This window comes from Serratia ureilytica (assembly GCF_017309605.1).
Taxonomy (GTDB): Bacteria; Pseudomonadota; Gammaproteobacteria; order Enterobacterales; family Enterobacteriaceae; genus Serratia; species Serratia ureilytica.
The window spans coordinates 3,778,806-3,804,277 of the sequence record NZ_CP071320.1; the positions used below are offsets into that span (position 1 = coordinate 3,778,806).

At 59.1% G+C, this 25,472-nt stretch carries 18 protein-coding genes and 6 tRNA genes; 18 read left to right on the forward strand and 6 right to left on the reverse strand.

Annotated elements, in window-relative coordinates:
• Positions 1 to 31 precede the first annotated feature (31 nt).
• From J0X03_RS17840 to nagE, 5 genes are all read right to left on the reverse strand, one after another.
• Complete coding sequence (locus J0X03_RS17840; RefSeq protein ID WP_108680281.1) at positions 32 to 2,689, reverse strand: beta-N-acetylhexosaminidase; 2,658 nt, start codon at positions 2,687 to 2,689, stop codon at positions 32 to 34.
• Between the two features lie 13 nt (positions 2,690 to 2,702).
• A complete protein-coding gene (chiQ, locus tag J0X03_RS17845; protein ID WP_160204081.1) occupies positions 2,703 to 3,029 on the reverse strand; it encodes a ChiQ/YbfN family lipoprotein in 327 nt (108 codons plus the stop codon).
• A 46-nt stretch (positions 3,030 to 3,075) separates the two neighbouring features.
• Positions 3,076 to 4,479 carry a chitoporin ChiP gene (gene chiP, locus J0X03_RS17850; protein WP_033642176.1) on the reverse strand — a complete coding sequence of 468 codons (1,404 nt, stop codon included), beginning with the start codon at positions 4,477 to 4,479 and terminating at the stop codon, positions 3,076 to 3,078.
• A gap of 575 nt (positions 4,480 to 5,054) precedes the next feature.
• The gene (glnS, locus tag J0X03_RS17855; RefSeq protein WP_047572354.1) at positions 5,055 to 6,719 is read right to left on the reverse strand and encodes a glutamine--tRNA ligase; all 1,665 of its coding nucleotides are present in this window, start codon (positions 6,717 to 6,719) and stop codon (positions 5,055 to 5,057) included.
• A 240-nt stretch (positions 6,720 to 6,959) separates the two neighbouring features.
• Positions 6,960 to 8,996, reverse strand: a complete 2,037-nt coding sequence (nagE, locus tag J0X03_RS17860) for an N-acetylglucosamine-specific PTS transporter subunit IIBC (protein WP_033642174.1) — start codon at positions 8,994 to 8,996, stop codon at positions 6,960 to 6,962.
• Positions 8,997 to 9,330: 334 nt separating this feature from the next.
• Between nagE and nagB the strand changes: the two genes are divergently transcribed.
• From nagB to J0X03_RS17920, 12 genes are all read left to right on the forward strand, one after another.
• Complete coding sequence (gene nagB / locus J0X03_RS17865) at positions 9,331 to 10,131, forward strand: glucosamine-6-phosphate deaminase (RefSeq protein WP_004939952.1); 801 nt, start codon at positions 9,331 to 9,333, stop codon at positions 10,129 to 10,131.
• 18 nt (positions 10,132 to 10,149) lie between these two features.
• Positions 10,150 to 11,289, forward strand: a complete 1,140-nt coding sequence (gene nagA / locus J0X03_RS17870; protein WP_033642173.1) for an N-acetylglucosamine-6-phosphate deacetylase — start codon at positions 10,150 to 10,152, stop codon at positions 11,287 to 11,289.
• 27 nt (positions 11,290 to 11,316) lie between these two features.
• Positions 11,317 to 12,537 carry a DNA-binding transcriptional regulator NagC gene (gene nagC, locus J0X03_RS17875; RefSeq protein ID WP_019454064.1) on the forward strand — a complete coding sequence of 407 codons (1,221 nt, stop codon included), beginning with the start codon at positions 11,317 to 11,319 and terminating at the stop codon, positions 12,535 to 12,537.
• A 67-nt stretch (positions 12,538 to 12,604) separates the two neighbouring features.
• Complete coding sequence (locus J0X03_RS17880) at positions 12,605 to 13,357, forward strand: HAD-IIA family hydrolase (protein ID WP_004939957.1); 753 nt, start codon at positions 12,605 to 12,607, stop codon at positions 13,355 to 13,357.
• Between the two features lie 190 nt (positions 13,358 to 13,547).
• A complete protein-coding gene (chiC, locus tag J0X03_RS17885; protein WP_160204080.1) occupies positions 13,548 to 14,990 on the forward strand; it encodes a chitinase ChiC in 1,443 nt (480 codons plus the stop codon).
• A gap of 284 nt (positions 14,991 to 15,274) precedes the next feature.
• Entirely contained in the window at positions 15,275 to 16,939 is a 1,665-nt protein-coding gene (asnB, locus tag J0X03_RS17890) for an asparagine synthase B (RefSeq protein ID WP_044031765.1), read from the forward strand.
• A 218-nt stretch (positions 16,940 to 17,157) separates the two neighbouring features.
• Positions 17,158 to 17,234: transfer RNA gene (locus tag J0X03_RS17895), tRNA-Met, on the forward strand.
• A gap of 16 nt (positions 17,235 to 17,250) precedes the next feature.
• Positions 17,251 to 17,335: transfer RNA gene (locus J0X03_RS17900), tRNA-Leu, on the forward strand.
• A gap of 30 nt (positions 17,336 to 17,365) precedes the next feature.
• Positions 17,366 to 17,440: transfer RNA gene (locus tag J0X03_RS17905), tRNA-Gln, on the forward strand.
• Between the two features lie 44 nt (positions 17,441 to 17,484).
• Positions 17,485 to 17,559 (forward strand) — tRNA-Gln (locus J0X03_RS17910).
• 41 nt (positions 17,560 to 17,600) lie between these two features.
• Positions 17,601 to 17,677, forward strand: a tRNA-Met gene (locus tag J0X03_RS17915).
• A 4-nt stretch (positions 17,678 to 17,681) separates the two neighbouring features.
• Positions 17,682 to 17,756, forward strand: a tRNA-Gln gene (locus J0X03_RS17920).
• Positions 17,757 to 17,844: 88 nt separating this feature from the next.
• Here the strand turns inward: J0X03_RS17920 and ubiF are convergent.
• Positions 17,845 to 19,026 carry a 3-demethoxyubiquinol 3-hydroxylase gene (gene ubiF, locus J0X03_RS17925; RefSeq protein ID WP_033642170.1) on the reverse strand — a complete coding sequence of 394 codons (1,182 nt, stop codon included), beginning with the start codon at positions 19,024 to 19,026 and terminating at the stop codon, positions 17,845 to 17,847.
• 197 nt (positions 19,027 to 19,223) lie between these two features.
• On the opposite strand from ubiF, the gene miaB reads away from it, so the two are divergent.
• From miaB to lnt, 6 genes are all read left to right on the forward strand, one after another.
• Complete coding sequence (gene miaB, locus J0X03_RS17930) at positions 19,224 to 20,648, forward strand: tRNA (N6-isopentenyl adenosine(37)-C2)-methylthiotransferase MiaB (RefSeq protein ID WP_033642169.1); 1,425 nt, start codon at positions 19,224 to 19,226, stop codon at positions 20,646 to 20,648.
• A gap of 120 nt (positions 20,649 to 20,768) precedes the next feature.
• Positions 20,769 to 21,104, forward strand: coding sequence for a zinc ribbon domain-containing protein YjdM (locus J0X03_RS17935; protein WP_004939967.1), 336 nt, complete (start codon positions 20,769 to 20,771; stop codon positions 21,102 to 21,104).
• A 258-nt stretch (positions 21,105 to 21,362) separates the two neighbouring features.
• A complete protein-coding gene (locus tag J0X03_RS17940; RefSeq protein WP_170853105.1) occupies positions 21,363 to 22,394 on the forward strand; it encodes a PhoH family protein in 1,032 nt (343 codons plus the stop codon).
• A complete protein-coding gene (gene ybeY / locus J0X03_RS17945) occupies positions 22,391 to 22,864 on the forward strand; it encodes an rRNA maturation RNase YbeY (RefSeq protein ID WP_004939970.1) in 474 nt (157 codons plus the stop codon). The genes J0X03_RS17940 and ybeY overlap by 4 nt, the downstream gene beginning before the upstream one ends.
• A gap of 84 nt (positions 22,865 to 22,948) precedes the next feature.
• Positions 22,949 to 23,827: a CNNM family magnesium/cobalt transport protein CorC gene (gene corC, locus J0X03_RS17950; RefSeq protein WP_004939973.1), complete on the forward strand. Its 879-nt coding sequence runs from the start codon at positions 22,949 to 22,951 to the stop codon at positions 23,825 to 23,827.
• Between the two features lie 7 nt (positions 23,828 to 23,834).
• Positions 23,835 to 25,364, forward strand: a complete 1,530-nt coding sequence (lnt, locus tag J0X03_RS17955; protein WP_089191293.1) for an apolipoprotein N-acyltransferase — start codon at positions 23,835 to 23,837, stop codon at positions 25,362 to 25,364.
• The last annotated feature ends 108 nt before the right edge of the window (positions 25,365 to 25,472 follow it).

The following is a 25,472-nucleotide window of genomic DNA, read 5'->3' on the forward strand; positions in this document are numbered from 1 at the left end:
GCCGCCAAAACTGCGGGCCGCACCGCCCTTCTTAGACCTTTTCGGCGCGGCTGTAGCGTTTGCCGTCCGGGCTGACCGAGCGCACCTGTACTTCGCCGGAGACCGCAGGTTTAGCCTTGGCATCATAGCGCTGCCACTGCTTACCGCCGTCGGTGGAGTACTCGATGCCCAACCCCGGCAGCGCGATATTCGCCTCCAGCTTGCCGCCCGCCACGCGAGCGCCCGGCACCGGCAGACGATAAGCCACGCCGCCTTTGTCCAGCTTGGCCAGTTCACGCTGGCCCAGAATATTGGCGAAGCGCAGCCAATCTTTCTCCAGCGTCTTGGTATCGACAAAGTGGGTTTCCCCGCCTTTGTATTCGCGGCCGGCGCGATAGTCCTGCTCCCAACCGGCGCGATGCCAGGCGCGCTCCGCCACCGACAGCGCGCGTGGGAAGATCATGTATTCCATCTGCGGGTCGGTGCGCTGGGTTTCGCTCCACAGCTGAGCGGAAAGTCCATATGCCCCCGGCCACGGCTTGTCGCTCTTGGCGTTGAAGTGGTTGCCGTCTCGGTCAACCGAGGTTTCCGCGTTCTGCGGCATGTTGTCCGGCGCGAAGCTGAACACCTTGCGCTCGTCGCTGAAGCGGGTGCCCCAGTAGTAACCGCGCTCGTCCGGGTTCACCTCGTAAGGGAAGTCCATATAGACGTAGTCCGGGTTGGAGACCACCACTTCATACCCTTTGTTGGCCCAGTCGTTGACGCTGTCGAAACCGCCCCAGTACAGGGTGTCCCAGAAGTTGACCCCCACGCGCGAGGTGGCGAACGCCTTCGAACTCTCGGCGTCTTTCAGGCCGTCTTGCCAGGCCTGCATTCTGTCGATGCCGTGCGCCTTCACCAGCTTGCTGACCTCTTGGCCGAAGTAGCTCGGCAGGTGCTCCATGTCGGCCACTTTGCCCTCTTTGATCATCACCTGGCACACCTGAGACTTGGCCCACGGCTTGTCTTCATTGCTCTGGTCAATGATGCCTTTACCCGGTTCCGGTTTCGCCTTGTCGGTGTAGCCGGCGCCCAGGCGGATGTTTTTCGCTTCGTCGCCGCCAAAGTGCCAGGTCTTAATCGGCTGGCCGGCTTCTTTATGCATCTGGGCAATCTCGCCAATCACCTTGTCGACAAAGCGCTGGGAGGAATCCAGGCACGGGTTCAGGTAACTCTGACGGTTAAAGAACTGCACGGAGGTGGTATTGGAGGTATCGGTCGGATCCACCAGGCGGAACTCGTTGGCCTCCTGCTCTTTGCCGGCGGCATGCAGTTTCTTGTAGCGCGCTTCCATCGAGACCACCGCCGCGCGGGCGTGCGCCGGCATGTCGATCTCCGGGATCACCTCAATCTGGCGCGCCTGGGCGTATTTGATGATGTCGATGTAGTCCTGACGAGTGAAGAAACCGCCGTAGACATCCGGCCCCTGGCCGTACTGCGGCAGCAGGCAGGTGGTTTCGCTCAGATCGTGGCAGCGCTGGCCGCCGACTTCCGTCAACTCAGGCAAGCCGGGAATTTCGATTCGCCAACCTTCGTCATCGCTCAGGTGGAAGTGGAATTTGTTGAGCTTGTAAGCCGCCATCTGATCCAGCAGGCGCAGCACCGCATCCTTCTTATGGAAGTTGCGCGCCACGTCGAGGAAAATGCCGCGATACTGGAAGCGCGGCGCATCGCTGGCGTCGAGCGTGGCGATCTTGCCGCTGCCGTCGGTCGGCACTAACGACAGGATAGACTGCAACCCGTAGAACACCCCGGCCTGATCGAAGCCGATCACCCGCGCCTCTTTCTTGCCGATCTTCAGCTCATAAGCGCCCGGCACCGCCATCGCGCCTTTAAACTTGCCCGGCTGGATGTCGGTCTTGATCGGGTAACCGTTGGCCTGAACCGGCACGCCCAGCAGCGCGAAGCGCTGGTTGACGACATCCGCCGCCGGCTTGACCAACGTGCTCAGATCCGGCGATACCCCTTTGCGCAGATCGGCGTCCTGCTCGTGCACTTTCACCTGCATCGGCGTCGGCACAATCTGGCCGCGCAGCGCGCCGGCGGGCAGCGTCTGCAGATCGGCGTTGCTGACAAAACGCGAAGCCGGCGTCATCAAAATATTTTTGTCGTCCTTGGTGCGCTTCCACTGATCGCCGGTAAACGGCGCCACAAACTGATCCAGATTTTCGGTGTCGGTATTCGCCAGCATTTTCGGCTTGGCGTCGCCGGAAGTGGCATACCAGCGGGGCAGGAAGTCGTTTCTGAACAACTGCCAATATTCGGCGACCACCGGGATTTCCACCGCCTTACCGGCCGGGAAACCGCTGAATTTGGCGGTCGGCTCCAGCTTGTACAGATCGCCGGTGAGGTGAGCGATCTTGAACTGATCGTTGTCTACCCGCAGAGTCTGGCGCGGGCTGTGGAAATAAATGATCCAGTCTTTGCCGTCGATCGCCTGCCCGTCGTTGCTCAGGGTGAACAACACCCGGTTGCATGAGGCCCAGTCGGCGCCCAGCGCCGCGCAATCCACGCCGTTTTCCCCGGCGCGGTTATCCAACATTTTCACGTTCAGCTTCAGTTGGCTCAGCTGATCCACCAGCTGTTGATCGGCCATGGCGCTCCCCATGCCGCCCAGGAATCCCATCGTTGCCGTCAAGGCGGCCAGTGCGCTCAGTTTGAATGCGTTCATCTTCTCGTCCTTCTTAATTATTGTTATCGCGAATTTCTTGCCACAGCTTGCCGCACTTGGCGTCGTAAGCCTGACCGTTGCCGCTGTGAACCGCCATAATGCAGTTCTGATAATCCATCACCCGTACCGTTTCCTGCGCGGCGAACTGCTGGTGCTGTTTCTGTTGTTTCAGCACGTTCAGTACCGCCTTGCACGGCTGCAGACGCTCCGGCGAGCCTTCCGCGGTATTGATGCAGGCGCTGTAAGCCTGTTTCAACCTGGCGTCTTCCGGCGGCGCGGCGGGTTGCGCACAGGCGCTCAGGGCCGCAGCGGCCGCCAACATCAGCATGATTTTTTTCATCGTTGATATTCCCTTAACTGCCCCGGCGGCAAGGCCGGGGAACGCATCAGAAGATGGTGAATGGCGCGATGACCATGAACTTGACGTCTTTCTCGTCCTGGAAGATGTTGCCGTAACCGCCGCCCCAGCTCGGGATGTTGGTGTGGTTGTCATACTGGGTGTAATGCAGCTTGAGCAGCGTGCCCTTGGCTCGCCCTTCCTGGATGGTGTACATCGCGTCCAGACTCCAGGCGCTCTCTTTCAGGCGCTGGCTCTGATCGTAGATCGGGTTGGTGCTCGGCTTGGCGTCCCACGCGTAAACGTAAGAGCCGCCGACCGCCATGCCCGGCAGGTTCCAGTTGCTGAGGTCATACATCACGCCGGCATACACCGCTTTTTCGCCGTTGGCGTTAAAGTCGGAGCGGTTATCCCACCACACGTCCAGGCGACCGTTTGACGAGGCGTAGGTCGGGGTCATACGTTGCAGGAAGAAGCCCTGATTGCCTTCCGCCTTGACCATGGTGCCTTCCAGACGCCAGTTGAACTGGCCGGTGGTGTAACCGAAGGTCAACGCCTGCAGCCAGGCCAGGCCGTCATAGATGCTGTTCGGATCGTTCTTGTTGCTGATGCGGTCTTCCGCGCCATAGAACTGGTAACTGGTGGTCAGCGGGTTGCCCAGCAGATCGAATTTGTAAGACGCCTTGGTGAAGTACTGATTCACGTACCCCTGGGCCTGGCCGTAAGCGGCTTCCAGCACCAGATCGTTTTTGAAATCGTACTTGGCGCCCAGCGAGTGCAGGTAGGAGACGCGGGTTTTCTTATCGTTCTGGCGGAAGTCGTCCATCTCGATATGCCACGGCGCTTTGTATTTGTCGGCCCACATGTAGGAGAAGCTCAACGCGCCGGCATCGCCGTAGTCGAACTTGGCGCCGGCTTCAGCCCCCTGATAAGTGCCCGGCATAAAGCTCCAGTGCGGCGCCAGCAGGGTTTGGCCGCTCGGCTGAATATAGCCGGCGCGCGCCCAGACCGGGCCGTATTTGAATTTGGCGGCGGCTTTGTACAGGCTGATACCCCCTTTATCACCGGAGTAGTCTTCGTCGTAGGTACGGTTCTTCGAGGAGAACGCGATTTCGTTCGGGTGACCGCTGGCGCTGGATTCAGCCAGTTCGATGGCGGTAAAAGTGCCGACATCCAGACCGAACATGTCCCAGGCGTAGCCCGACGCGAAATCCAGGCTCAGGTTGGCGGTAGAGTGGGACAGGTTGGTGGTGTATTGATTGTAATCCTTGCTGTCCGGATTGAGATCTTTACGGTCACGCTCACGTTGCCAGTAATAAATGCCGCCGGTCAGCGTGGAATCCTCGATAAACCCTGCGGCTTTCGCCTCAGGCGCCATGGCAAACCCTGTTCCCAACAGCGCGCCCGCGACTGCGAGCGCCAGCGTTTTACGCTGAGCACCGTGCGTACCCATATTGAAATTCCTCTTTGACTTAACTTAAAAGTTGCAGCCGCCTGTGTTCACCACTGCCCTGCACGACTGCCAATAAAAAACCCGAACGGGTAAAAATATTGCCGACGAGATGTTATTCCCACAGCACTAATTGCTACAGACAGACTATTTTTCGCGACGCGAATTATCAAATGAAAAATGCGGAAGATTTGTCAAAGTATGACAAGGAGCACATATCGGTGATAATTTGTTACGCTGGCACTCATGGAAGGTGTCGAATAAAAAATTCAATTAAATCAGAATAAATACGGATACCAGGTCAACCAGAGACGATTAATGGTTTCAGCCTGACTAAATCCGTCAGTCAGGAGATAAAATTTGAGAGCGCTCTCTAAATGAAATTAATTCGCACCACGAATATATAAGTAAAGATTAAGACTACTAAGCCCAATTAAGAAAACTTATTGATTAACGCACCGCAGTTAATTAAACGCAGCCCGGAAAAACGTGGCGGGAATAGATGATTTACTCAATAGCAGGCATAAAAAAGCGCGGCCTGAGCCGCGCTGATACATTAATTTTCGAGGCGATTAAGATTAGCCTTCGATTTTCGCCCAGGTGTCACGCAGACCGACGGTGCGGTTAAACACCAGGTGCTCAGCCGAAGAGTAATGGCTGTCGGCGCAGAAGTAGCCTTCACGCTCGAACTGATAGGCTTTCTCCGGCTGTGCGGCCGCCAGACTCGGCTCAACGAAACCGTGCTTGATCACCAGCGATTCCGGGTTAATGGTGGAGAGGAAGTCCTCCGCCGCGCCCGGGTTAGGCACGCTGAACAGGCGATCGTACAGGCGAATTTCCGCCGGCAGCGCGTGCGCCGCAGACACCCAGTGGATCACGCCCTTCACCTTGCGGCCGTCGGCAGGATCTTTGCTCAGCGTTTCCGCATCGTAGCTGCAGAAGATGGTGGTGATCTCGCCGGCTTCATCTTTCTCGACGCGCTCGGCCTTGATCACGTACGCGTTGCGCAGACGCACTTCCTTACCCAACACCAGACGCTTGTACTGCTTGTTGGCTTCTTCGCGGAAGTCGGCGCGATCGATATAGATCTCACGGCTGAACGGCACATCGCGGTGGCCCATTTCCGGCTTGTTAGGGTGGTTAGGCATGCTGACCATTTCCACCGCATCGCCCATGTTCTCGATGACGATTTTCACCGGATCCAGCACCGCCATGGCGCGCGGCGCGTTCTCGTTCAGATCGTCGCGGATGCAGGATTCCAGCGCCACCATTTCGACGTTGTTGTCTTGCTTGGTTACGCCGATGCGCAGGCAGAACTCGCGGATCGAGGCGGCAGTATAACCGCGGCGGCGCAGACCGGAGACGGTCGGCATGCGCGGATCATCCCAACCTTCGACGATCTTCTCGGCCACCAGCTGATGCAGCTTGCGCTTCGACATGATGGCGTATTCGAGGTTGAGACGCGAAAACTCGTACTGGCGCGGGTGGCAAGGAATGGTGATGTTATCCAGCACCCAATCATACAGACGGCGGTTATCCTGGAATTCCAGGGTGCACAGCGAATGGGTGATCCCTTCCAGCGCATCGGAAATGCAGTGGGTGAAATCGTACATCGGGTAGATGCACCATTTATTGCCGGTCTGGTGGTGTTCGGCGAACTTGATGCGGTACAGCACCGGATCGCGCATCACGATAAACGGCGAAGCCATATCGATCTTGGCGCGCAGGCAGGCGGCGCCCTCGGCGAACTCGCCGTTGCGCATCTTCTCGAACAGCGCCAGGTTCTCTTCCACGCTGCGACCGCGGTACGGGCTGTCTTTGCCCGGCGCAGTCAGGGTGCCGCGGTATTCGCGGATCTGCTCCGGCGACAGTTCGTCGACGTAGGCCAGCCCTTTGCTGATAAGCTCCACCGCATACTGGTGCAGCTGATCGAAATAGTCTGAGGAGTAACGAACGTTGCCGCTCCACTCAAAGCCCAGCCACTCCACGTCGTGCTTGATAGACTCGACGAACTCGATGTCTTCTTTCACCGGGTTGGTGTCGTCGAAACGCAGGTTGCACTGGCCCTGATAGTCCTTGGCGATGCCGAAGTTCAGGCAGATGGACTTGGCGTGGCCGATATGCAGATAGCCGTTAGGCTCCGGCGGGAAACGGGTATGTACCGACGTGTGTTTCCCCGACGCCAGATCTTCATCGACGATCTGACGGATAAAATTGGTTGGGCGGGCTTCAGCCTCACTCATTTCACTGTTCCTCAATGCAAAGCGCTACACATAACCGCCTATGATCCAACAAGCCACGTCTGGAAACAACCGTTTGTTTCATGAAAAATGCGGCGCGTTGCACCATCGGCGCGCAGCGCACCGCCGTGGGGCGAAACGGGATAAAAAAAGCGGGAAGAGATCGCTCTCTTCCCGCCAAGTCGGGGCAAACTCCGCCATGATGCGTGTTCGGCCCCAGGCACTACTCAGGTAAAAACAGCCTTATTTCTGGATCTCATACAGCTTGGTCTGACCGGCGACTACAGAGCCGCTGGCCAGCGCCGCCAGGCCGGCGTACTCGTCAGAGTTGCTGACTACCACCGGGCTTATCATCGAACGCGCATTGGCATTCAGGTAATCCAGATCCAGTTCCAGAATCGGTTGACCGGCTTTCACTTCCGCGCCCTCTTCCACCAGGCGTTTGAAGCCCTGGCCTTCCAGCGCGACGGTGTCGATCCCCATGTGCACCACGATCTCGGCGCCCTTGTCGGTTTCCAGGCAGAATGCGTGGTTGGTATTGAAGATTTTCACCACGGTGCCGTCAGCCGGCGCCACCACGATCTTGTCGGTCGGGCGAATCGCCAGGCCGTCGCCTACCGCCTTGCTGGCGAAAGCTTCGTCCGGCACCTGTTCGAGCGCCACCACTTCGCCGGTCACCGGCGCCAGCAGCGTTTCAAACGCGGCTTTCGGCGCGTTCGGCACCGCCTGCGGTTTAGCTTCCGCGGCAGGCGCCGCCGCCGGGGCCACCGCTGCCGCTACAGGGCCGGCCGCAATCACGTTGCGCATTGCGCTGGCGATAAGTTCGGCACGGGTGCCGACGATCACTTGCACGCTCTGCTTGTTCAGGCGGATAACGCCCGACGCGCCGAGGCGTTTCGCCAATGCGTCGTTCACCAGCGCGGAGTCTTTCACGTTCAAACGCAGGCGGGTGATGCAGGCGTCGATGCCGGTCAGGTTGTCGGAACCGCCGATCGCGCCGACGTAACGACGAGCCAGGGTGGTGGTTTCGTTCTCGTCTTTACCGGCGTTGCTGTCGACGTTGACGTCGTAGCCGTCGGTTTCGTCACCGGCAACCGCCAGCTCGCGGCCCGGGGTCATCAGGTTGAATTTTTTGATGGTGAAGCGGAACACAACGTAGTAGATGACGAAGAACACCAGGCCTTGCGGGATCAGCATGTACCAGTGGGTCGCCAGCGGGTTGCGAGACGACAGCACCATATCCACCAGGCCGGCGCTGAAGCCGAAACCGGCGATCCAATGCATGCTGGCGGCGATGAACACCGAGATACCGGTCAGCACGGCGTGGATCACGTACAGCACCGGCGCCACGAACATGAAGGAGAATTCCAGCGGTTCGGTAATACCGGTAAAGAAGGCGGCGAAAGCGGCCGCCAGCATGATGCCCGCCACTTTGGCTTTGTTCTCAGGACGCGCGCAGTGGTAAATGGCCAGCGCCGCCCCCGGCAGACCGAACATCATGATCGGGAAGAAGCCCGCCTGATAACGGCCGGTGATGCCGACAACCGCTTTACCGGCTTCGATCGACTGCTGGCCGCCAAGGAAGTTAGGAATATCGTTGATGCCGGCCACGTCGAACCAGAACACCGAGTTCAGCGCGTGGTGCAGGCCGACCGGGATCAGCAGGCGGTTGAAGAAGGCGTAGATGCCCGCGCCGACCGAGCCCATTTTCTGAATGTGTTCACCGAAGTTCACCAGACCGTTGAAGATCACCGGCCAAATGTACATCAGGATGAAAGCCACCAGGATCATCAGGAAGGAAATGAGGATCGGCACCAAACGGCGGCCGCTGAAGAACGACAGCGCCTTGGGCAGCTCGACGCCGCTGAAGCGGTTGTACACTTCGGCGGAGATGATGCCCACCAGAATACCGACGAACTGGTTCTGGATCTTGCCGAACGCGGCGGGCACCTGATCGAGCGGGATCTTCTGAATCATCGACACGGCGGCCGGCGAACAGAGGGTGGTCAGCACCAGGAAGCCGACGAAGCCGGTCAACGCGGCGGCGCCGTCCTTGTCTTTGGACATGCCGTAGGCCACGCCGATAGCGAACAGCACCGACATGTTGTCGATGATAGCGGAGCCGGATTTAATGAAGAAAGCGGCGAGCGCGTTGTCGCCGCCCCAACCAACAGGGTCAATCCAGTACCCGACGCCCATCAAGATGGCGGCGGCGGGCAGCGTGGCGACCGGCACCATCAGCGCCCGTCCCACCTTTTGCAAATAACTAAGAATGTTCACCTTTTCCCCCTATGTTGTCCGCGGACGGACCCTATTAGTAGTTTATTTGGAGCTCTCACTACCTTTTTAGAAACAGCGCTTGGCACGTATCACTCATGCCGAGTGTAAAAAATTTATTTTGTATCGCAAATTAAAACCTCCCTTTTTGTGATAAATATCACCAAAAAGTAGTCTTTACCTCCCAGATTGCTGGCCATCACACAAAACTTATTTTATCATTCAAAAAATCAACCGGACGGACGATTCACGCGAGAATCATAAAGCTGGGTTACGCTTACGACTCCCGCAGGCCCGTACAGTATAGCTTTAGTTTACTTATCCCAAGAGGTGTTAGATGAGACTTATCCCACTGAAAGATACCGCACAAGTCGGCAAATGGGCCGCGCGTCATATCGTTCAACGCATCAACGCATTCAAGCCAACCGCAGAGCGCCCGTTTGTTCTCGGCCTGCCCACCGGCGGCACGCCGCTGGAAGCCTACAAACATCTGATTGCGATGCACAAAGCAGGTGAAGTAAGCTTTAAGCATGTTGTGACTTTCAACATGGACGAGTACGTTGGCCTGCCGCAGGAACACCCGGAAAGCTATCACACCTTCATGTACCGCAACTTCTTTGATCACGTTGATATCCCTCGCGAAAATATCAACCTGCTGAACGGCAACGCCGCGGATGTCGACGCCGAGTGCCGCCAGTACGAAGAGAAGATCAAGTCTTACGGCAAAATTAACCTGTTCATGGGCGGCGTGGGCATCGACGGCCATATCGCGTTCAACGAGCCGGCTTCGTCCCTGGCTTCGCGCACCCGCATCAAAACGCTGACCGAAGACACCCGCATCGCCAACTCGCGCTTCTTCGGCGGCGACGTCAGCCTGGTGCCGAAATATGCGCTGACCGTCGGCGTGGGCACGCTGCTGGACGCGGAAGAAGTAATGATCCTGGTCACCGGCCACGCCAAGGCGCAGGCGCTGGAAGCCGCAGTGGAAGGCAATATCAACCACATGTGGACCATCAGCTGTCTGCAGCTGCACGCCAAAGCGGTAGTGGTGTGCGACGAACCGGCCACCATGGAGCTGAAAGTCAAAACTGTCAAATATTTCCGCGAGTTAGAAGCGGAAAGCGTTAAAAGTCTTTAATCTTTGCAGGGGGCTACGATGTTCGCTTTAACCCACGGCCGAATCTATACCGGCCACGACGTACTTGATGACCATGCAGTCATTATCGCTGATGGGCTGATCGAGAAAGTCTGCCCGGCGGCTGAATTGCCCGCCGGCATCGAAACGCGCGACCTGGGTGGCGCCATCCTGGCCCCCGGGCTTATCGACGTGCAGCTGAACGGCTGCGGCGGCGTACAGTTCAACGATTCGCTGGAAGCGATCTCGGAAGAAACGCTGGAGATCATGCAGCGCGCCAACGAGAAATCCGGCTGCACCAGCTATCTGCCGACGCTGATCACCAGCAGCGACGAATTCATGAAGCACAGCGTCGACGTGATGCGCGCTTATCTGAAAAAGCACCAAAACCAGGCGTTGGGCCTGCACTTGGAAGGGCCATACCTCAGCCCGGTGAAAAAAGGCACCCACAATCCGGCGTTCATTCGCAAGCCGACCCAGGAAATGATCGATTACCTGTGCGCCAACGCCGACGTGATCACCAAGGTGACGCTGGCGCCGGAAATGGTTGAACCGCACTTTATCAAGCAGCTGACCGAGGCCGGCATCGTGGTCTCCGCCGGCCACTCGAACGCCACCTACGATCAGGCTCGCACCGGTTTCGCCGCCGGCATCAGCTTCGCCACCCACCTGTACAACGCCATGCCTTATATCACCGGCCGCGAACCGGGGCTGATGGGGGCAATCTTCGATACGCCGGAGGTCTATACCGGCATCATCGCCGACGGCCATCACGTGGCCTGGGCGAGTATCCGTAACGCCAAACGCCTGAAAGGTGATAAATTGGTCTTGGTCACCGATGCCACCGCGCCGGCGGGTGCAGATATTGACCAATTTATTTTCGCCGGTAAAACAATATACTATCGGGATGGGCTGTGCGTGGATGAGAACGGCACCCTGAGCGGTTCCGCGCTGACCATGATCGAAGCGGTGCGAAACAGCGTCGAGCATATCGGCATCGCGCTGGACGAAGCGCTGCGCATGGCGACGCTGTATCCGGCGCGCGCCATCGGCGTCGATCACCGTCTGGGCACCCTCGAAGCCGGCAAGGTGGCTAACCTGACCGCCTTCACCCGTGATTTCAAGATCACCAAAACGCTCGTTAACGGTAACGAGGTTTAATTCAATGAACAGCGAGTAAAATTATTGATGAGCACTGGCGGACAAGCACAAATAGGGAACGTTGACTTAGTCAAACAACTTAACGGCGCGGCAGTTTACCGCCTGATCGACCAGCAGGGCCCGATCTCGCGCATTCAGATTGCCGAACTCAGCCAGCTCGCCCCCGCCAGCGTCACCAAAATTACTCGCCAGCTGCTGGAGCGCGGGCTGATCAAAGAAGTCGATCAGCAAGCCTCCACCGGCGGCCGCCGCGCGATCTCCATCGTGTCGGAAACCCGTCATTTCCATACCGTCGCGGTGCGTCTCGGCCGCCACGACGCCACCATCACCCTGTATGACATGAGCGGCAAGTCGCTCAGCGAAGAACACTATCCGCTGCCGGAACGCACTCAGGAAACGCTGGAGAATGCGCTGTTCGCCGCCATCGCCCAATTCATCGACGCTAACCAGCGCCGCCTGCGCGAGCTGATCGCCATCGCGGTGATCCTGCCCGGCCTGGTGGATCCGGCGCTGGGCGTGGTGCGCTACATGCCGCACATCAGCGTCAGCAATTGGGCGCTGGTGGACAACCTGCAGCAGCGCTTTAACGTCACCAGCTTCGTCGGCCACGACATCCGCAGCCTGGCGCTGGCGGAGCACTACTTCGGCGCCACCCGCGACTGCGAAGACTCGATTCTGGTGCGCCTGCACCGCGGCACCGGCGCCGGCATCATCGTCAACGGGCAGATTTTTCTCGGCAACAACGGCAACGTCGGCGAGATCGGCCATATCCAGATCGATCCGTTGGGGGAACGCTGCCACTGCGGCAACTTCGGCTGCCTGGAAACCGTGGCCGCCAACGCCGCGATCGAACAGCGCGTGCGCCAGCTGCTGAGCCAGGGCTACCCGAGCAAACTGACGCTGGAAGACTGCGGCATCAACGCCATCTGCAAGGCCGCCAACCGCGGCGATCTGCTGGCCAGCGAAGTGATCGAACACGTAGGCCGCTATCTGGGCAAAGCGGTGGCCATCGCCATCAACCTGTTCAATCCGCAGAAGGTGGTGATCGCCGGTGAGATCACCGAAGCGGACAAGGTGCTGCTGCCGGCGATCCAGAGCTGCATCAATACCCAGGTGCTGAAGGACTTCCGCAAAAATCTGCCGGTGGTGACCTCCGAACTCAATCATCGCTCGGCGATCGGCGCTTTCGCCCTGGCCAAACGCGCGATGCTCAACGGCGTGCTCTTGCAGCGATTGCTGGAAAGCTGATCCGCCGCTTCTGGCAGGCGTGTTATCGTCACCCTTCGCCTGCCGTAATCATGAGAAACAGCGACAAATGAAAATCAAAAACGTTATATGCGATATCGACGGCGTGCTGCTGCATGACAATACGCCGGTTCCCGGCGCCGACCTGTTCCTGGCGCGCATCCAGGAACAAGGCATGCCGCTGGTGGTGCTGACCAACTACCCATCACAGACCGCACAGGATCTGGCGAACCGCTTCGCCGCCGCCGGGCTGGAAGTGCCGGAGAGCGCGTTCTACACCTCGGCGATGGCCACCGCCGATTTCCTGCGCCGTCAGGAAGGCAAAAAAGCCTATGTGGTCGGCGAAGGCGCCCTGATCCATGAGCTGTACAAAGCCGGTTTCACCATCACCGACATCAACCCGGACTTCGTGATCGTCGGTGAAACCCGCTCTTACAACTGGGACATGATGCATAAAGCCGCCTACTTCGTGAGCAACGGCGCGCGCTTTATCGCCACCAACCCGGATAGTCACGGCCACGGCTTCTCGCCGGCCTGTGGCGCGCTGTGCGCCCCCATTGAGAAGATCACCGGCCGCAAGCCGTTTTACGTCGGCAAGCCCAGCCCGTGGATCATTCGCGCCGCACTGAACAAAATGCAGGCGCACTCGGAAGAGACGGTGATCGTCGGCGATAACCTGCGCACCGACATTCTGGCGGGCTTCCAGGCCGGCCTGGAAACCGTGCTGGTGCTGTCCGGCGTCTCCACGCTGAGCGACATCGAAACCATGCCGTTCCGCCCGAGCTACGTCTACCCTTCCGTCGCCGATATCACCATCTTCTGATGCGGCCATGGCGGCCGCCCGGCCGCCATTATTTCCTTCTCCCTCAGCGTCAGTTTGAATTTAATTCGTTCATGGCCGTAAAAGGTTTCAGCCTGCCTGCGTTAAAAATCCTCATTATAACGTTACGCCCCGCCAATAGCTGATATTGCCGGCGAGCGAAAAACCCTTACCCCTAATTAATGAGGCTACCATGAGCACAAATAACACTATTAATGCCGTCGCTGCCGATGACGCGGCCATTATGCCGTCTATCGCCAATAAAAAGATCCTGATGGGTTTCTGGCACAACTGGGCCGCCGGCGCCAGTGACGGCTATCAGCAGGGCCAGTTCACCAATATGAACCTGACCGACATTCCCGCCGAGTACAACGTGGTGGCCGTCGCCTTTATGAAAGGCCAGGGCATCCCGACCTTCAAGCCTTACAACCTGTCCGATGCCGAGTTCCGCCGCCAGGTGGACGTGCTGAACAGCCAGGGCCGCGCGGTGCTGATCTCCCTCGGCGGCGCAGACGCGCATATCGAGCTGAAAACCGGCGACGAAGATAAGCTGAAAGACGAGATTATTCGTCTGGTGGAAGTCTATGGCTTCGACGGCCTGGATATCGATTTGGAACAGGCGGCAATCGGCGCAGCCAATAATAAAACCGTCTTGCCTGCGGCATTGAAAAAAGTAAAAGACTATTACGCCGCGCAGGGGAAAAACTTTATTATCAGCATGGCGCCGGAATTCCCGTATTTACGCACCAACGGCACCTACCTGGATTATATTAACGCCCTCGAAGGCTATTACGACTTTATCGCGCCGCAATATTATAACCAGGGCGGCGACGGTATTTGGGTGGATGAACTCAATGCCTGGATCACGCAGAATAACGACGCCATGAAAGAGGACTTCCTCTACTACCTGACGGAAAGCCTGGTCACCGGCACCCGCGGCTATGCGAAGATCCCGGCGGCGAAATTCGTCATCGGCCTGCCGAGCAACAACGACGCCGCCGCCACCGGCTACGTGATCGATAAACAGGCGGTGTATAACGCCTTCTCCCGTCTCGACGCCAAGAACCTGTCGATCAAGGGCCTGATGACCTGGTCAATCAACTGGGACAACGGCAAGAGCAAAGCCGGCGTGGCCTACAACTGGGAATTCAAAACCCGCTACGCGCCGCTGATTCAGGGCGGCGTTACCCCACCGCCGGGAAAACCTAATGCACCAACGGCGCTGACGGTCGCCGATCTGGGCGCCACCTCGCTGAAGCTGAGCTGGGCCGCCGCCACCGGCGCCTTACCGATCGCCAGTTACACCGTCTACCGCAACGGCACCCCGATCGGCCAGACCGCCGGCCTGTCGCTGGCCGACAGCGGCCTGACCCCGGCCACCCAGTACAGCTACTTCGTTACCGCCACCGACAGCCAGGGCAATACCTCGCTGCCGAGCAGCGCGCTGGCGGTTAAAACCGCCAACGACGGCACGCCACCCGATCCGGGGGCGCCCGAGTGGCAGAACAACCACAGCTACAAAGCCGGCGACGTGGTGAGTTATAAAGGCAAGAAATACACCTGTATCCAGGCGCACACCTCCAACGCCGGCTGGACGCCGGACGCCGCCTTCACCCTGTGGCAGCTCATCGCCTAATCGCTAATCGATTGCCGGCCAAACCGGCCGGCAATCCCGTCATCACGCTAAAAATTGCATAATCGCCAATTTTTCCCGCCAATAACTGAAAATCCGTTAAAAATCGCAGCCACGCAAACAACTATTTCTCAGCGTATGGCTAAAACGCTTGCATCACCTGCAGCTTTAGGCGCATTTTCATAACCACAGCGCAGCAAAACCGCGTTATCGCTGATGAATCGGCAATGCTGCCCATAACAGTAAAAAACAACATCACAGTCATGAAAGCCCGTTAGGAGAGTTGTATGTGTTCTATTTTCGGTGTGCTCGATCTGAAGTCCGATCCCGTTGAACTGCGTAAGAAAGCGCTGGAGCTGTCGCGCCTGATGCGCCACCGCGGCCCGGATTGGTCCGGCGTTTATGCCAGCGACAAAGCCATTTTGGCCCACGAACGCCTGTCGATCGTCGACGTCAACAACGGCGCTCAACCGCTGTATAACGCCGCGCACACCCACGTTCTGGCGGTCAACGGCGAAATTTACAACCACCAGGCGCTGCGCCAACAGCTGAGCGACCGCTACGCGTTCCAGACCGGGTCCGACTGTGAAGTGATCCTGGCGCTGTACCAGGAGAAAGGCCCGGACTTCCTCGACGATCTGCAAGGCATGTTCGCCTTCGCCCTGTATGACACCGAAAAAGACGCTTACCTGATCGGCCGCGATCACCTGGGCATCATCCCGCTGTACATGGGCCACGACGAGCACGGCAACCTGTACGTCGCTTCGGAAATGAAAGCGCTGGTGCCGGTGTGCCGCACCATCAAGGAATTCCCGGCTGGCAGCTACCTGTGGAGCCAGGACGGCCAGATCCGCGAATACTATCGCCGCGACTGGTTCGATTACGACAGCGTCAAAGACAACGTGACCGACGCCGCCGCCTTGCGCACCGCGCTGGAAGAGTCGGTGAAAAGCCACCTGATGTCCGACGTGCCTTACGGCGTGCTGCTGTCGGGCGGGCTGGATTCCTCAGTCATCTCGGCGATCACCAAGAAGTACGCCGCGCGCCGCGTGGAAGATCAGGAACGCAGCGAAGCCTGGTGGCCGCAGCTGCACTCCTTCGCCGTCGGCCTGGAAGGCTCGCCGGATCTGCGCGCCGCGCAGGAGGTCGCCAACCATCTGGGCACCGTGCACCATGAGATCCACTTCACCGTCCAGGAAGGCCTGGACGCCATCCGCGACGTGATTTACCACATCGAAACCTATGACGTCACCACCATTCGCGCCTCGACGCCGATGTACCTGATGTCGCGCAAAATCAAGGCGATGGGCATCAAGATGGTGCTCTCCGGCGAAGGCGCGGACGAAGTGTTCGGCGGCTACCTTTACTTCCATAAGGCGCCGGACGCCCGCGAATTCCACGAAGAGACCGTGCGCAAGCTGCTGGCGCTGCATATGTTCGACTGCGCGCGCGCCAACAAGGCGATGTCCGCCTGGGGCGTTGAGGCCCGCGTGCCGTTCCTGGACAAGAAATTCCTCGACGTGGCGATGCGCATCAACCCGAAAGATAAAATGTGCGGCAACGGCAAAATGGAAAAACACATCGTCCGCGAATGTTTCGAGTCCTATTTGCCGGCCAGCGTGGCCTGGCGCCAAAAAGAGCAGTTCTCCGACGGCGTCGGCTACAGCTGGATCGACACGCTAAAAGAAGTCGCTGCGCAGCAAATCAGCGATCAACAGCTCGAAACCGCGCGTTTCCGCTTCCCGTACAACACGCCGACCTCGAAAGAAGGCTACCTGTACCGCGAGATCTTCGAGGAGCTGTTCCCGCTGCCGAGCGCCGCCGAATGCGTGCCGGGCGGCCCGTCCGTCGCCTGTTCGTCCGCCAAGGCCATCGAATGGGACGAATCGTTCAAGAAGATGGACGATCCTTCCGGCCGCGCCGTCGGCGTGCACCAGGCCGCCTATAAATAATCGCGCGGCGTTTTCCCCAAGGCGGGCCTTTTGGCCCGCCTTTTTGTTGCCTTTCCCCCCTGCCAACTGCCTGAATTGCCGATTTTATCGCCATAATGTTCACAACCCAGACAAACGGCGCTTCCCGGCACTTTTTCGGGAAAAAACTTGTTGACGCAAATCGGTCATATACGCATAATGCGCCCCGCAACGCCGATGAAGGCAAAGCAAAAAAAGAGGGCTACGTAGCTCAGCTGGTTAGAGCACATCACTCATAATGATGGGGTCACAGGTTCGAATCCCGTCGTAGCCACCATCTCTTTTTTGTATTTGCGGGAGTGGCGAAATTGGTAGACGCACCAGATTTAGGTTCTGGCGCCGCAAGGTGTGCGAGTTCAAGTCTCGCCTCCCGCACCATTTCTCTTCATCGTCGGCGCAGTATGTTGATGGGGTATCGCCAAGCGGTAAGGCACCGGTTTTTGATACCGGCATTCCCTGGTTCGAATCCAGGTACCCCAGCCATATTCTTTCGGGAATGGGGTTTCAACATAAGATTTGTTTGCAGGTGGGGTATCGCCAAGCGGTAAGGCACCGGTTTTTGATACCGGCATTCCCTGGTTCGAATCCAGGTACCCCAGCCATAACAAACTGCTTGCAAATCAAAGAAGTAAAAAGTAACATCGGCTACGTAGCTCAGCTGGTTAGAGCACATCACTCATAATGATGGGGTCACAGGTTCAAATCCCGTCGTAGCCACCATAATTGGGGTGTCGCCAAGCGGTAAGGCTCTGGTTTCTGATACCAGCATACCCAGGTTCGAATCCTGGCACCCCAGCCATATTTAGAAAAGCCCGCTTCGGCGGGCTTTTTGCTGTCTGCCGTTCAGCCAACCTTAAATAGGCCCAGCCACCGCTGAGCCCTGTCGGTTACAATCCCAAGGCGTACTTCAACGCATGCTCTTTCAGCTTGCCCGCCCGCTGCGCGGCCATCAGCGCCAGATTGCGCGCCACGGTCAGCGGCGCCAGGTTATTGCTGAAGGCGGTATAGAACAGATCCATGCCGCTCTGCATCAACAGATTGTCGGTACGGCGGCGGCGTTGATAGCGCAGCAGCACCGCCTCGCCGCTCCAGTCTTCTCCCTGCTCTCGCGCCTCGCTCAGCACGTTCAGCAAGGCATCCACATCGCGATACCCCAGATTGACGCCCTGCCCGGCCAGCGGATTGATGGTATGCGCCGCATCGCCCAGCAGCGCCAGGCCCGGCAGCACGTAGCGCTGCGCATGACGGCGCGTCAACGGGAACGATCCGGCGGCATGCACCTTGACCGGGCCCAGTCGCGCCGGAAAAGCAGCGGCGATCTCGCGCTCCAGCTGCGCCGGCGGCATCGCCTGCAGTTGGCGAATGCGCTGCGGGCTGTCATACCACACCAGCGACGCCCAGCTGTCGTACAGCGGCAGGAAAGCGCGCGGCCCTGACGGGAAGAAGCGCTGCCAGGTCACATCCTGCTGCGGCGCGCCGGTATCGACGGTGATCAACATGCACGCCTGACGATACTGCCAGCCGTTGGTGCCGATCGCCGCCAGCTTGCGCACCTGCGAGTTGGCGCCGTCGGCGCCGACAACCAGCCGCGCCTGCAGCGTTTCACCGCTGTCCAGCGTCAGTTGCCAGGCCTTGTCCGCCCGCTGCAGCGATTGCAGCCTGGCGGGGCACAGCAGCGTCAAATTGGCGCACTGTGCGAACTGCTGCCACAGCGCCAGCTGCAAAATGCGGTTTTCCACCATAAAGCCCAACTCCGGCAGCCCCAGCGATAGCGCATCGAACGCCACGCGCGACGACGCCCATTCCCAGGTCTCCAGCCGGCGATACGGCACCGTGCGCATCGCCGTCACGGCGGGCCAGGCGCCGAGCTGTTTCAGCAGCCCCACCGAGGTGCAGCCGATAGCGGAAATGCGCAGGTCCGGCGGGCTTTGCGCCTCGAACGCCTGCGGCGCCTGATGTTCCAGCAACGCCACCGACCAGCCCGCCTGCGCCAGGCCCAGAGCCGCCGCCGCGCCGACCATGCCGCCGCCCACCACCACCGCGTCGTACCGATTTTGAGATGTCTTCATATTGGCTATGTTTTCTATGTGAATGCTCGCCATCCCACCCGACATGGCGTTTTGCGCAGTGTACCGGATTTTCGCTTCGGCTTCAGGTTGCATGCCATTTTCCCCCGCGCTGGTCACAACGGCGGCAAATGATTACAATACGCGCCCTGCATGTCGCGTAACGCAACTTTCGCTCCGCACTGAGTAATGGCAAGTCAATGACGAAAAAACTACATATCAAAACCTGGGGCTGCCAGATGAATGAGTACGATTCATCGAAAATGGCCGACCTGTTGAACAGCACGCACGGCTTCGAGTGGACCGACAACGCCGAGGAAGCGGACGTGCTGTTGCTGAATACCTGCTCGATCCGTGAAAAAGCGCAGGAAAAAGTTTTCGCCATGCTGGGGCGCTGGCGCTTGCTGAAAGAGAAGAACCCGTCTGTCATCATCGGCGTCGGCGGTTGCGTGGCCTCGCAAGAAGGCGAACTGATCCGCAGCCGCGCGCCTTGCGTCGACGTGGTATTCGGCCCGCAGACCCTGCACCGCCTGCCGGAAATGATCAACCACGTTCAGGGCACCCGCAGCCCGGTGGTCGATATCAGTTTCCCTGAGATCGAAAAGTTCGACCGCCTGCCGGAGCCGCGCGCCGAAGGCCCGACCGCGTTCGTGTCGATCATGGAAGGCTGCAACAAATACTGCACTTTCTGCGTGGTGCCATACACCCGCGGCGAGGAAGTGAGCCGCCCGAGCGACGACGTGCTGTTCGAAATCGCCCAACTGGCGGCGCAGGGCGTGCGCGAAGTCAACCTGCTCGGCCAAAACGTCAACGCGTACCGCGGCGCCACGCATGACGGCGATATCTGCTCGTTCGCCGAACTGCTGCGCCTGGTGGCCGCCATCGACGGCATCGATCGCATTCGCTTCACCACCAGCCACCCTATCGAGTTCACCGACGACATCATCGCGGTGTACGAAGACACGCCGGAGCTGGTCAGCTTCCTGCACCTGCCGGTGCAGAGCGGTTCGGATCGCATCCTGACCATGATGAAACGCGCCCATACCGCGCTGGAGTATAAGGCGATTATCCGCAAGCTGCGCAAGGCGCGCCCGAACATCCAGCTCAGCTCCGACTTCATCGTCGGTTTCCCGGGCGAGAGCCAGGCCGACTTCGAACAAACCATGAACCTGATCGCCGACGTCAACTTCGACGTCAGCTTCAGCTTCATCTATTCGTCTCGCCCCGGTACGCCGGCGGCAGACATGGTTGACGACGTCAGCGAAGAAGAGAAAAAACAGCGGCTGTATATTCTGCAGGATCGCATCAACCAGCAGGCGCTGCAGTTCAGCCGCCGCATGCTCGGCACCGTCCAGCGCATTCTGGTGGAAGGCACCTCGCGCAGAAGCGTGATGGAGCTGGCCGGGCGCACGGAGTGCAACCGTGTGGTAAACTTCGAAGGCACGCCCGACATGATCGGCCAGTTTGTCGACGTGGAAATTACCGAGGTGCTGACCAACACCCTGCGTGGCGCAGTGGTGCGCACCGAACAGCAGATGGATCTGCGCGTACATGAATCCCCGCAGTCGGTGATCGCCCGTACCCGCAAAGAAAACGCGCTGGGCGTCGGCATTTACCAGCCCTGACGCCGCGGCGGCCCGCATTATCGCCGCCCGTTCGCGCTACTCCTTACCGTTTCTCCGCCGGGCGTCCACGCCCGGTGATGTTCTTTTTTTTATTTTTTATTGTTGAAGAGGCGACATAACATGCAACTCCCACACTGCCCGAAGTGCAACTCCGAATACACCTACCAGGACAATGCCCTGTTCATCTGCCCTGAGTGCGCCCACGAGTGGAGCGACAGCGCCCCGGCGGAAGATCAGGACGCGCTGATCGTCAAAGACGCCAACGGCAACCTGCTGGCAGACGGCGACGCGGTCACCGTGATCAAGGACCTGAAGGTTAAAGGCAGCTCCTCGATGCTGAAGATCGGCACCAAGGTGAAAAACATTCGTCTGGTGGAAGGCGACCACAACATCGACTGCAAAATCGACGGCTTCGGCCCGATGAAACTGAAATCCGAGTTCGTGAAAAAGAACTGATTCTCGGCGGCCTTGTTCTGTGATGACGCGGCGGGCTTTGCGCCCCGCCGCGTTTTTTCCTTATCTTCCCTTGAATTCCGCCGACGGCGCACAGATAGATCAGCGGTAAACTTGCGCCGTTGCGGCGCACCATGAATAATTCAAGAAAGAGAGTATTCAGGCTCGCCCTGAACGCGCGCGTCCCGGACGCGCTATGTGACATCAACCAGGCCCGATGTGACCTAGAGGAATAGTTTGAACGTCGCAACACAAGAAATTATGTTGGAGCCCGCAGACAACAAGCGTTTGCTCAGCCTGTGCGGCCCGTTTGATGACAACATCAAGCAACTCGAGCGCCGATTGGGCATCGAAATCAATCGTCGCGACAACCGCTTCAAGCTGGTCGGCAAAAACCTGTGCGTGGTCGCCGCCGCCGATATCCTGCGCCATCTGTACGTGGATACCGCGCCGATTCGCGGCGTGATCCCGGATATCGATCCGGAGCAAATCCATCTGGCGATCAAAGAGAGCCGGGTGCTGGAACAGGTGGCGGACAGCGTGCCGGATTACGGCAAGGCGGTCACCATCAAAACCAAGCGCGGCATGGTGAAACCGCGCACGCCTAACCAGGCGCAGTACATCGCCAACATTCTCGATCACGACATCACCTTCGGCATCGGCCCGGCCGGTACCGGCAAAACCTACCTGGCGGTCGCCGCCGCGGTGGATGCGCTGGAACGCCAGGAAATTCGCCGCATTCTGCTGACCCGTCCCGCGGTCGAAGCCGGCGAAAAGCTGGGCTTCCTGCCGGGCGATCTGAGCCAGAAGGTTGATCCTTATCTGCGCCCGCTGTACGACGCCCTGTTCGAAATGCTGGGCTTCGAGCGCGTGGAGAAGCTCATTGAGCGCAACGTGATCGAAGTCGCGCCGCTGGCCTATATGCGCGGCCGTACGCTGAACGATGCCTTTATCATTCTGGATGAGAGCCAGAACACCACCATCGAGCAGATGAAGATGTTCCTGACGCGCATCGGCTTCAACTCTAAGGCGGTCATCACCGGCGACGTCACCCAGATCGACCTGCCGCGCAACCAGAAATCCGGCCTGCGCCACGCGGTGGAAGTGCTGTCGGACGTGGAAGAACTGAGCTTCAACTTCTTCCACAGCGAAGACGTGGTGCGCCACCCGGTGGTGGCCCGCGTGGTCATCGCTTATGAGGCCTGGGAAGCGGCCGAACAGAAACGCAAAGACGCAATTGCCGAACAACGTAAGCGCGAGGCGCTCGCCGCCTCCGAGCAGGAGACACCATGAGTCAGGTGATTTTGGATCTGCAGATTGCCTGTGAAAGCAGCGACGGCCTGCCGGATGAAGCCACGTTCCAGCGCTGGCTGGAAGGCGTGCTGCCGCAATTTCAGGAAGAGGCCGAGGTGACCGTACGTCTGGTGGACGAAGCGGAAAGCCACGAGCTGAACCTGACCTATCGCGGCAAAGACAAGCCGACCAACGTGCTCTCTTTCCCGTTCGAGGCTCCGCCGGGCATCGAACTGCCGCTGCTCGGCGATCTGATCATCTGCCGCCAGGTGGTTGAACAGGAAGCGATTGAGCAAGGCAAGGCGCTGGAGGCCCACTGGGCGCATATGGTTGTCCACGGCAGCCTTCATCTGCTAGGGTATGACCACATCGAAGACGATGAAGCCGAAGAAATGGAGTCTTTGGAAACCGAAATCATGCACGGACTGGGCTATCCTGATCCGTACCTGGCGGAAAAAGACCCCGTCTGACGTCAGCCGTTTACCTTACAGCCCCTAACGGGGCTGTCGCTGACGCCCCTTAACTCTGACATGAGTGACAGTAACGAAAACGCCATGAGCGACGACCATTCACAAAGCAATGACAGCCCCAGTCCCAAGAAGGGGTTCTTTACTCTTATCCTTAACCAGCTGTTCCACGGCGAACCCAAAAACCGTGGCGATCTGGTCGAGCTGATCCGTGATTCCGAACAAAACGACCTGATCGATCCCGATACCCGCGACATGCTGGAAGGCGTGATGGATATCGCCGAACAGCGCGTGCGCGACATCATGATCCCTCGCTCCCAGATGGTGACGCTCAAGCGCAACCAGACGCTGGAAGAGTGCCTGGACGTGATTATCGACTCCGCCCACTCGCGCTTCCCGGTGATCAGCGAAGACAAAGATCACATCGAAGGCATCCTGATGGCCAAGGATCTGCTGCCGTTCATGCGCGCAGACTCCGAGCCGTTCAGCATCGACAAAGTGCTGCGCACCGCGGTGGTGGTGCCGGAAAGCAAGCGCGTCGACCGGATGTTGAAAGAGTTCCGCTCCCAGCGCTACCACATGGCGATTGTCATTGACGAATTCGGCGGCGTGTCCGGCCTGGTCACCATCGAAGACATTCTGGAACTGATCGTCGGCGAGATCGAAGACGAATACGACGACGAAGACGATCTGGATATCCGCCAGCTCAGCCGCCACATGTACACCGTACGCGCGCTGGCACCGATCGAAGACTTCAACGAAGCCTTCGGCACCCATTTCAGCGACGACGAGGTCGATACCATCGGCGGTTTGGTGATGCAAGCCTTCGGCCATCTGCCTGCACGCGGGGAAACCATTGAAATCGAAGGTTACCTATTTAAAGTTGCCATGGCAGACAGTCGACGTATCATCCAGGTTCATGTAAAAATTCCGGACGACTCTCCACCACCGAAACTGGAAGATTAAATCCAACATGGCTAAAGCCTCATTACTTGAACGCCAGTGGGTTCGCGCCCTGCTGGCGCTGTTGTCAGGTGCCGGCGGGACGCTGGCGTTCTCGCCCTACGATTTCTGGCCCGCGGCCATCGTCTCCCTGTTCGGCCTGCTGGCCGTTACCCTCAATCGCACCACCAAACAGTCCGCCCTGCTCGGCTTTGTCTGGGGCTTCGGGTTGTTCGGCAGCGGCATCAACTGGGTGTATGTCAGCATCGCCGATTTCGGCGGCATGCCCTTCGCCGTCAACGTCTTCCTGGTGGCGCTGCTCGCCGCTTACCTGTCGCTGTATACCGGGCTGTTCGCCGGGCTGCTGACCCGCCTGTGGCCGGCTACCCGCTGGTGGCGGCTGGCCATCGCCGCGCCGGCGCTGTGGCAGGTCACGGAATTCCTGCGCGGCTGGGTGCTGACCGGCTTCCCGTGGCTGCAGTTCGGCTATAGCCAGATCAACGGCCCGCTGAAAGGCATCGCGCCGCTGCTGGGCGTCGACGCCATCACCTTTGTGCTGATGGCCATCGCCGGCCTGCTGGTGTACGCCGTCAATCAGCGCCGCCTCTCGGCGGCGGTGATCGCCGCCGCGCTGCTGCTGTTGCCATGGCCGCTGCGCCAGCTGCAGTGGTTTACTCCGCAGACGGATAAAGCGGTGAATGTCGCCATGGTGCAAGGCAACATCGCTCAATCGATGAAATGGGATCCGAAAGCGCTGGTCAGCACGCTGCAAACCTATCTGGACGAAACCCGTCCCTACATGGGTAAGGCACCGATCGTCATCTGGCCGGAATCCGCCATCCCGGATTATGAAGCCAATCAGAACGGTTTCCTGACGATGATGGACGACCTGATGCGGGCGAAGAACAGCAGCCTCATCACCGGCATCGTCGACGTGCGCGCCACGCCGCAGGGCCAGCAAATCTACAACAGCGCCATCGTGCTCGGTGAACCGACGCCGTACAGGTACCCGGCCAACGATCGCTACAACAAGCACCACCTGGTGCCGTTCGGCGAGTTCGTACCGCTGGAGACGCTGCTGCGGCCGCTGGCGCCGTTCTTCGACCTGCCGATGTCCTCCTTCAGCCGCGGCGACTACGTACAACCGCAGCTCAGCGTACGCGGCTACAACCTGACGGCGGCCATTTGCTACGAAATCGTGTTGGGCCAGCAGGTGCGCGATAACTTCCGCCCGGACACCAACTTCCTGCTGACCATCTCCAACGACGCCTGGTTCGGCCACTCCATCGGCCCATGGCAGCACTTCCAGATGGCGCGCATGCGGGCGCTGGAACTGGGCCGGCCGCTGCTGCGCAGCACCAACAACGGCGTCACCGCCGCAGTGGACGCGAACGGCGACGTGATCGCCGAGATCCCGCAGTTCACTCGTCAGGTGCTTGAAGTGAAGGTCACACCGACCACCGGCGTCACGCCTTACGCGCGTTTCGGCGCCGCGCCGCTGTGGGTGATCACCCTGTTGCTGGGCGGTTGGGCGCTGATGTTGGGCCTGCGCCGCAAATAGTCCTGTTCGCCGGGGCGCGCCCGCCGCGCCCCGCGTTTCCGTAAACGTTCCCCCACCTCGGTCAAAAAACGTCGTTAAATCAACGCGGCTGGCACACTCCTTGCTTTA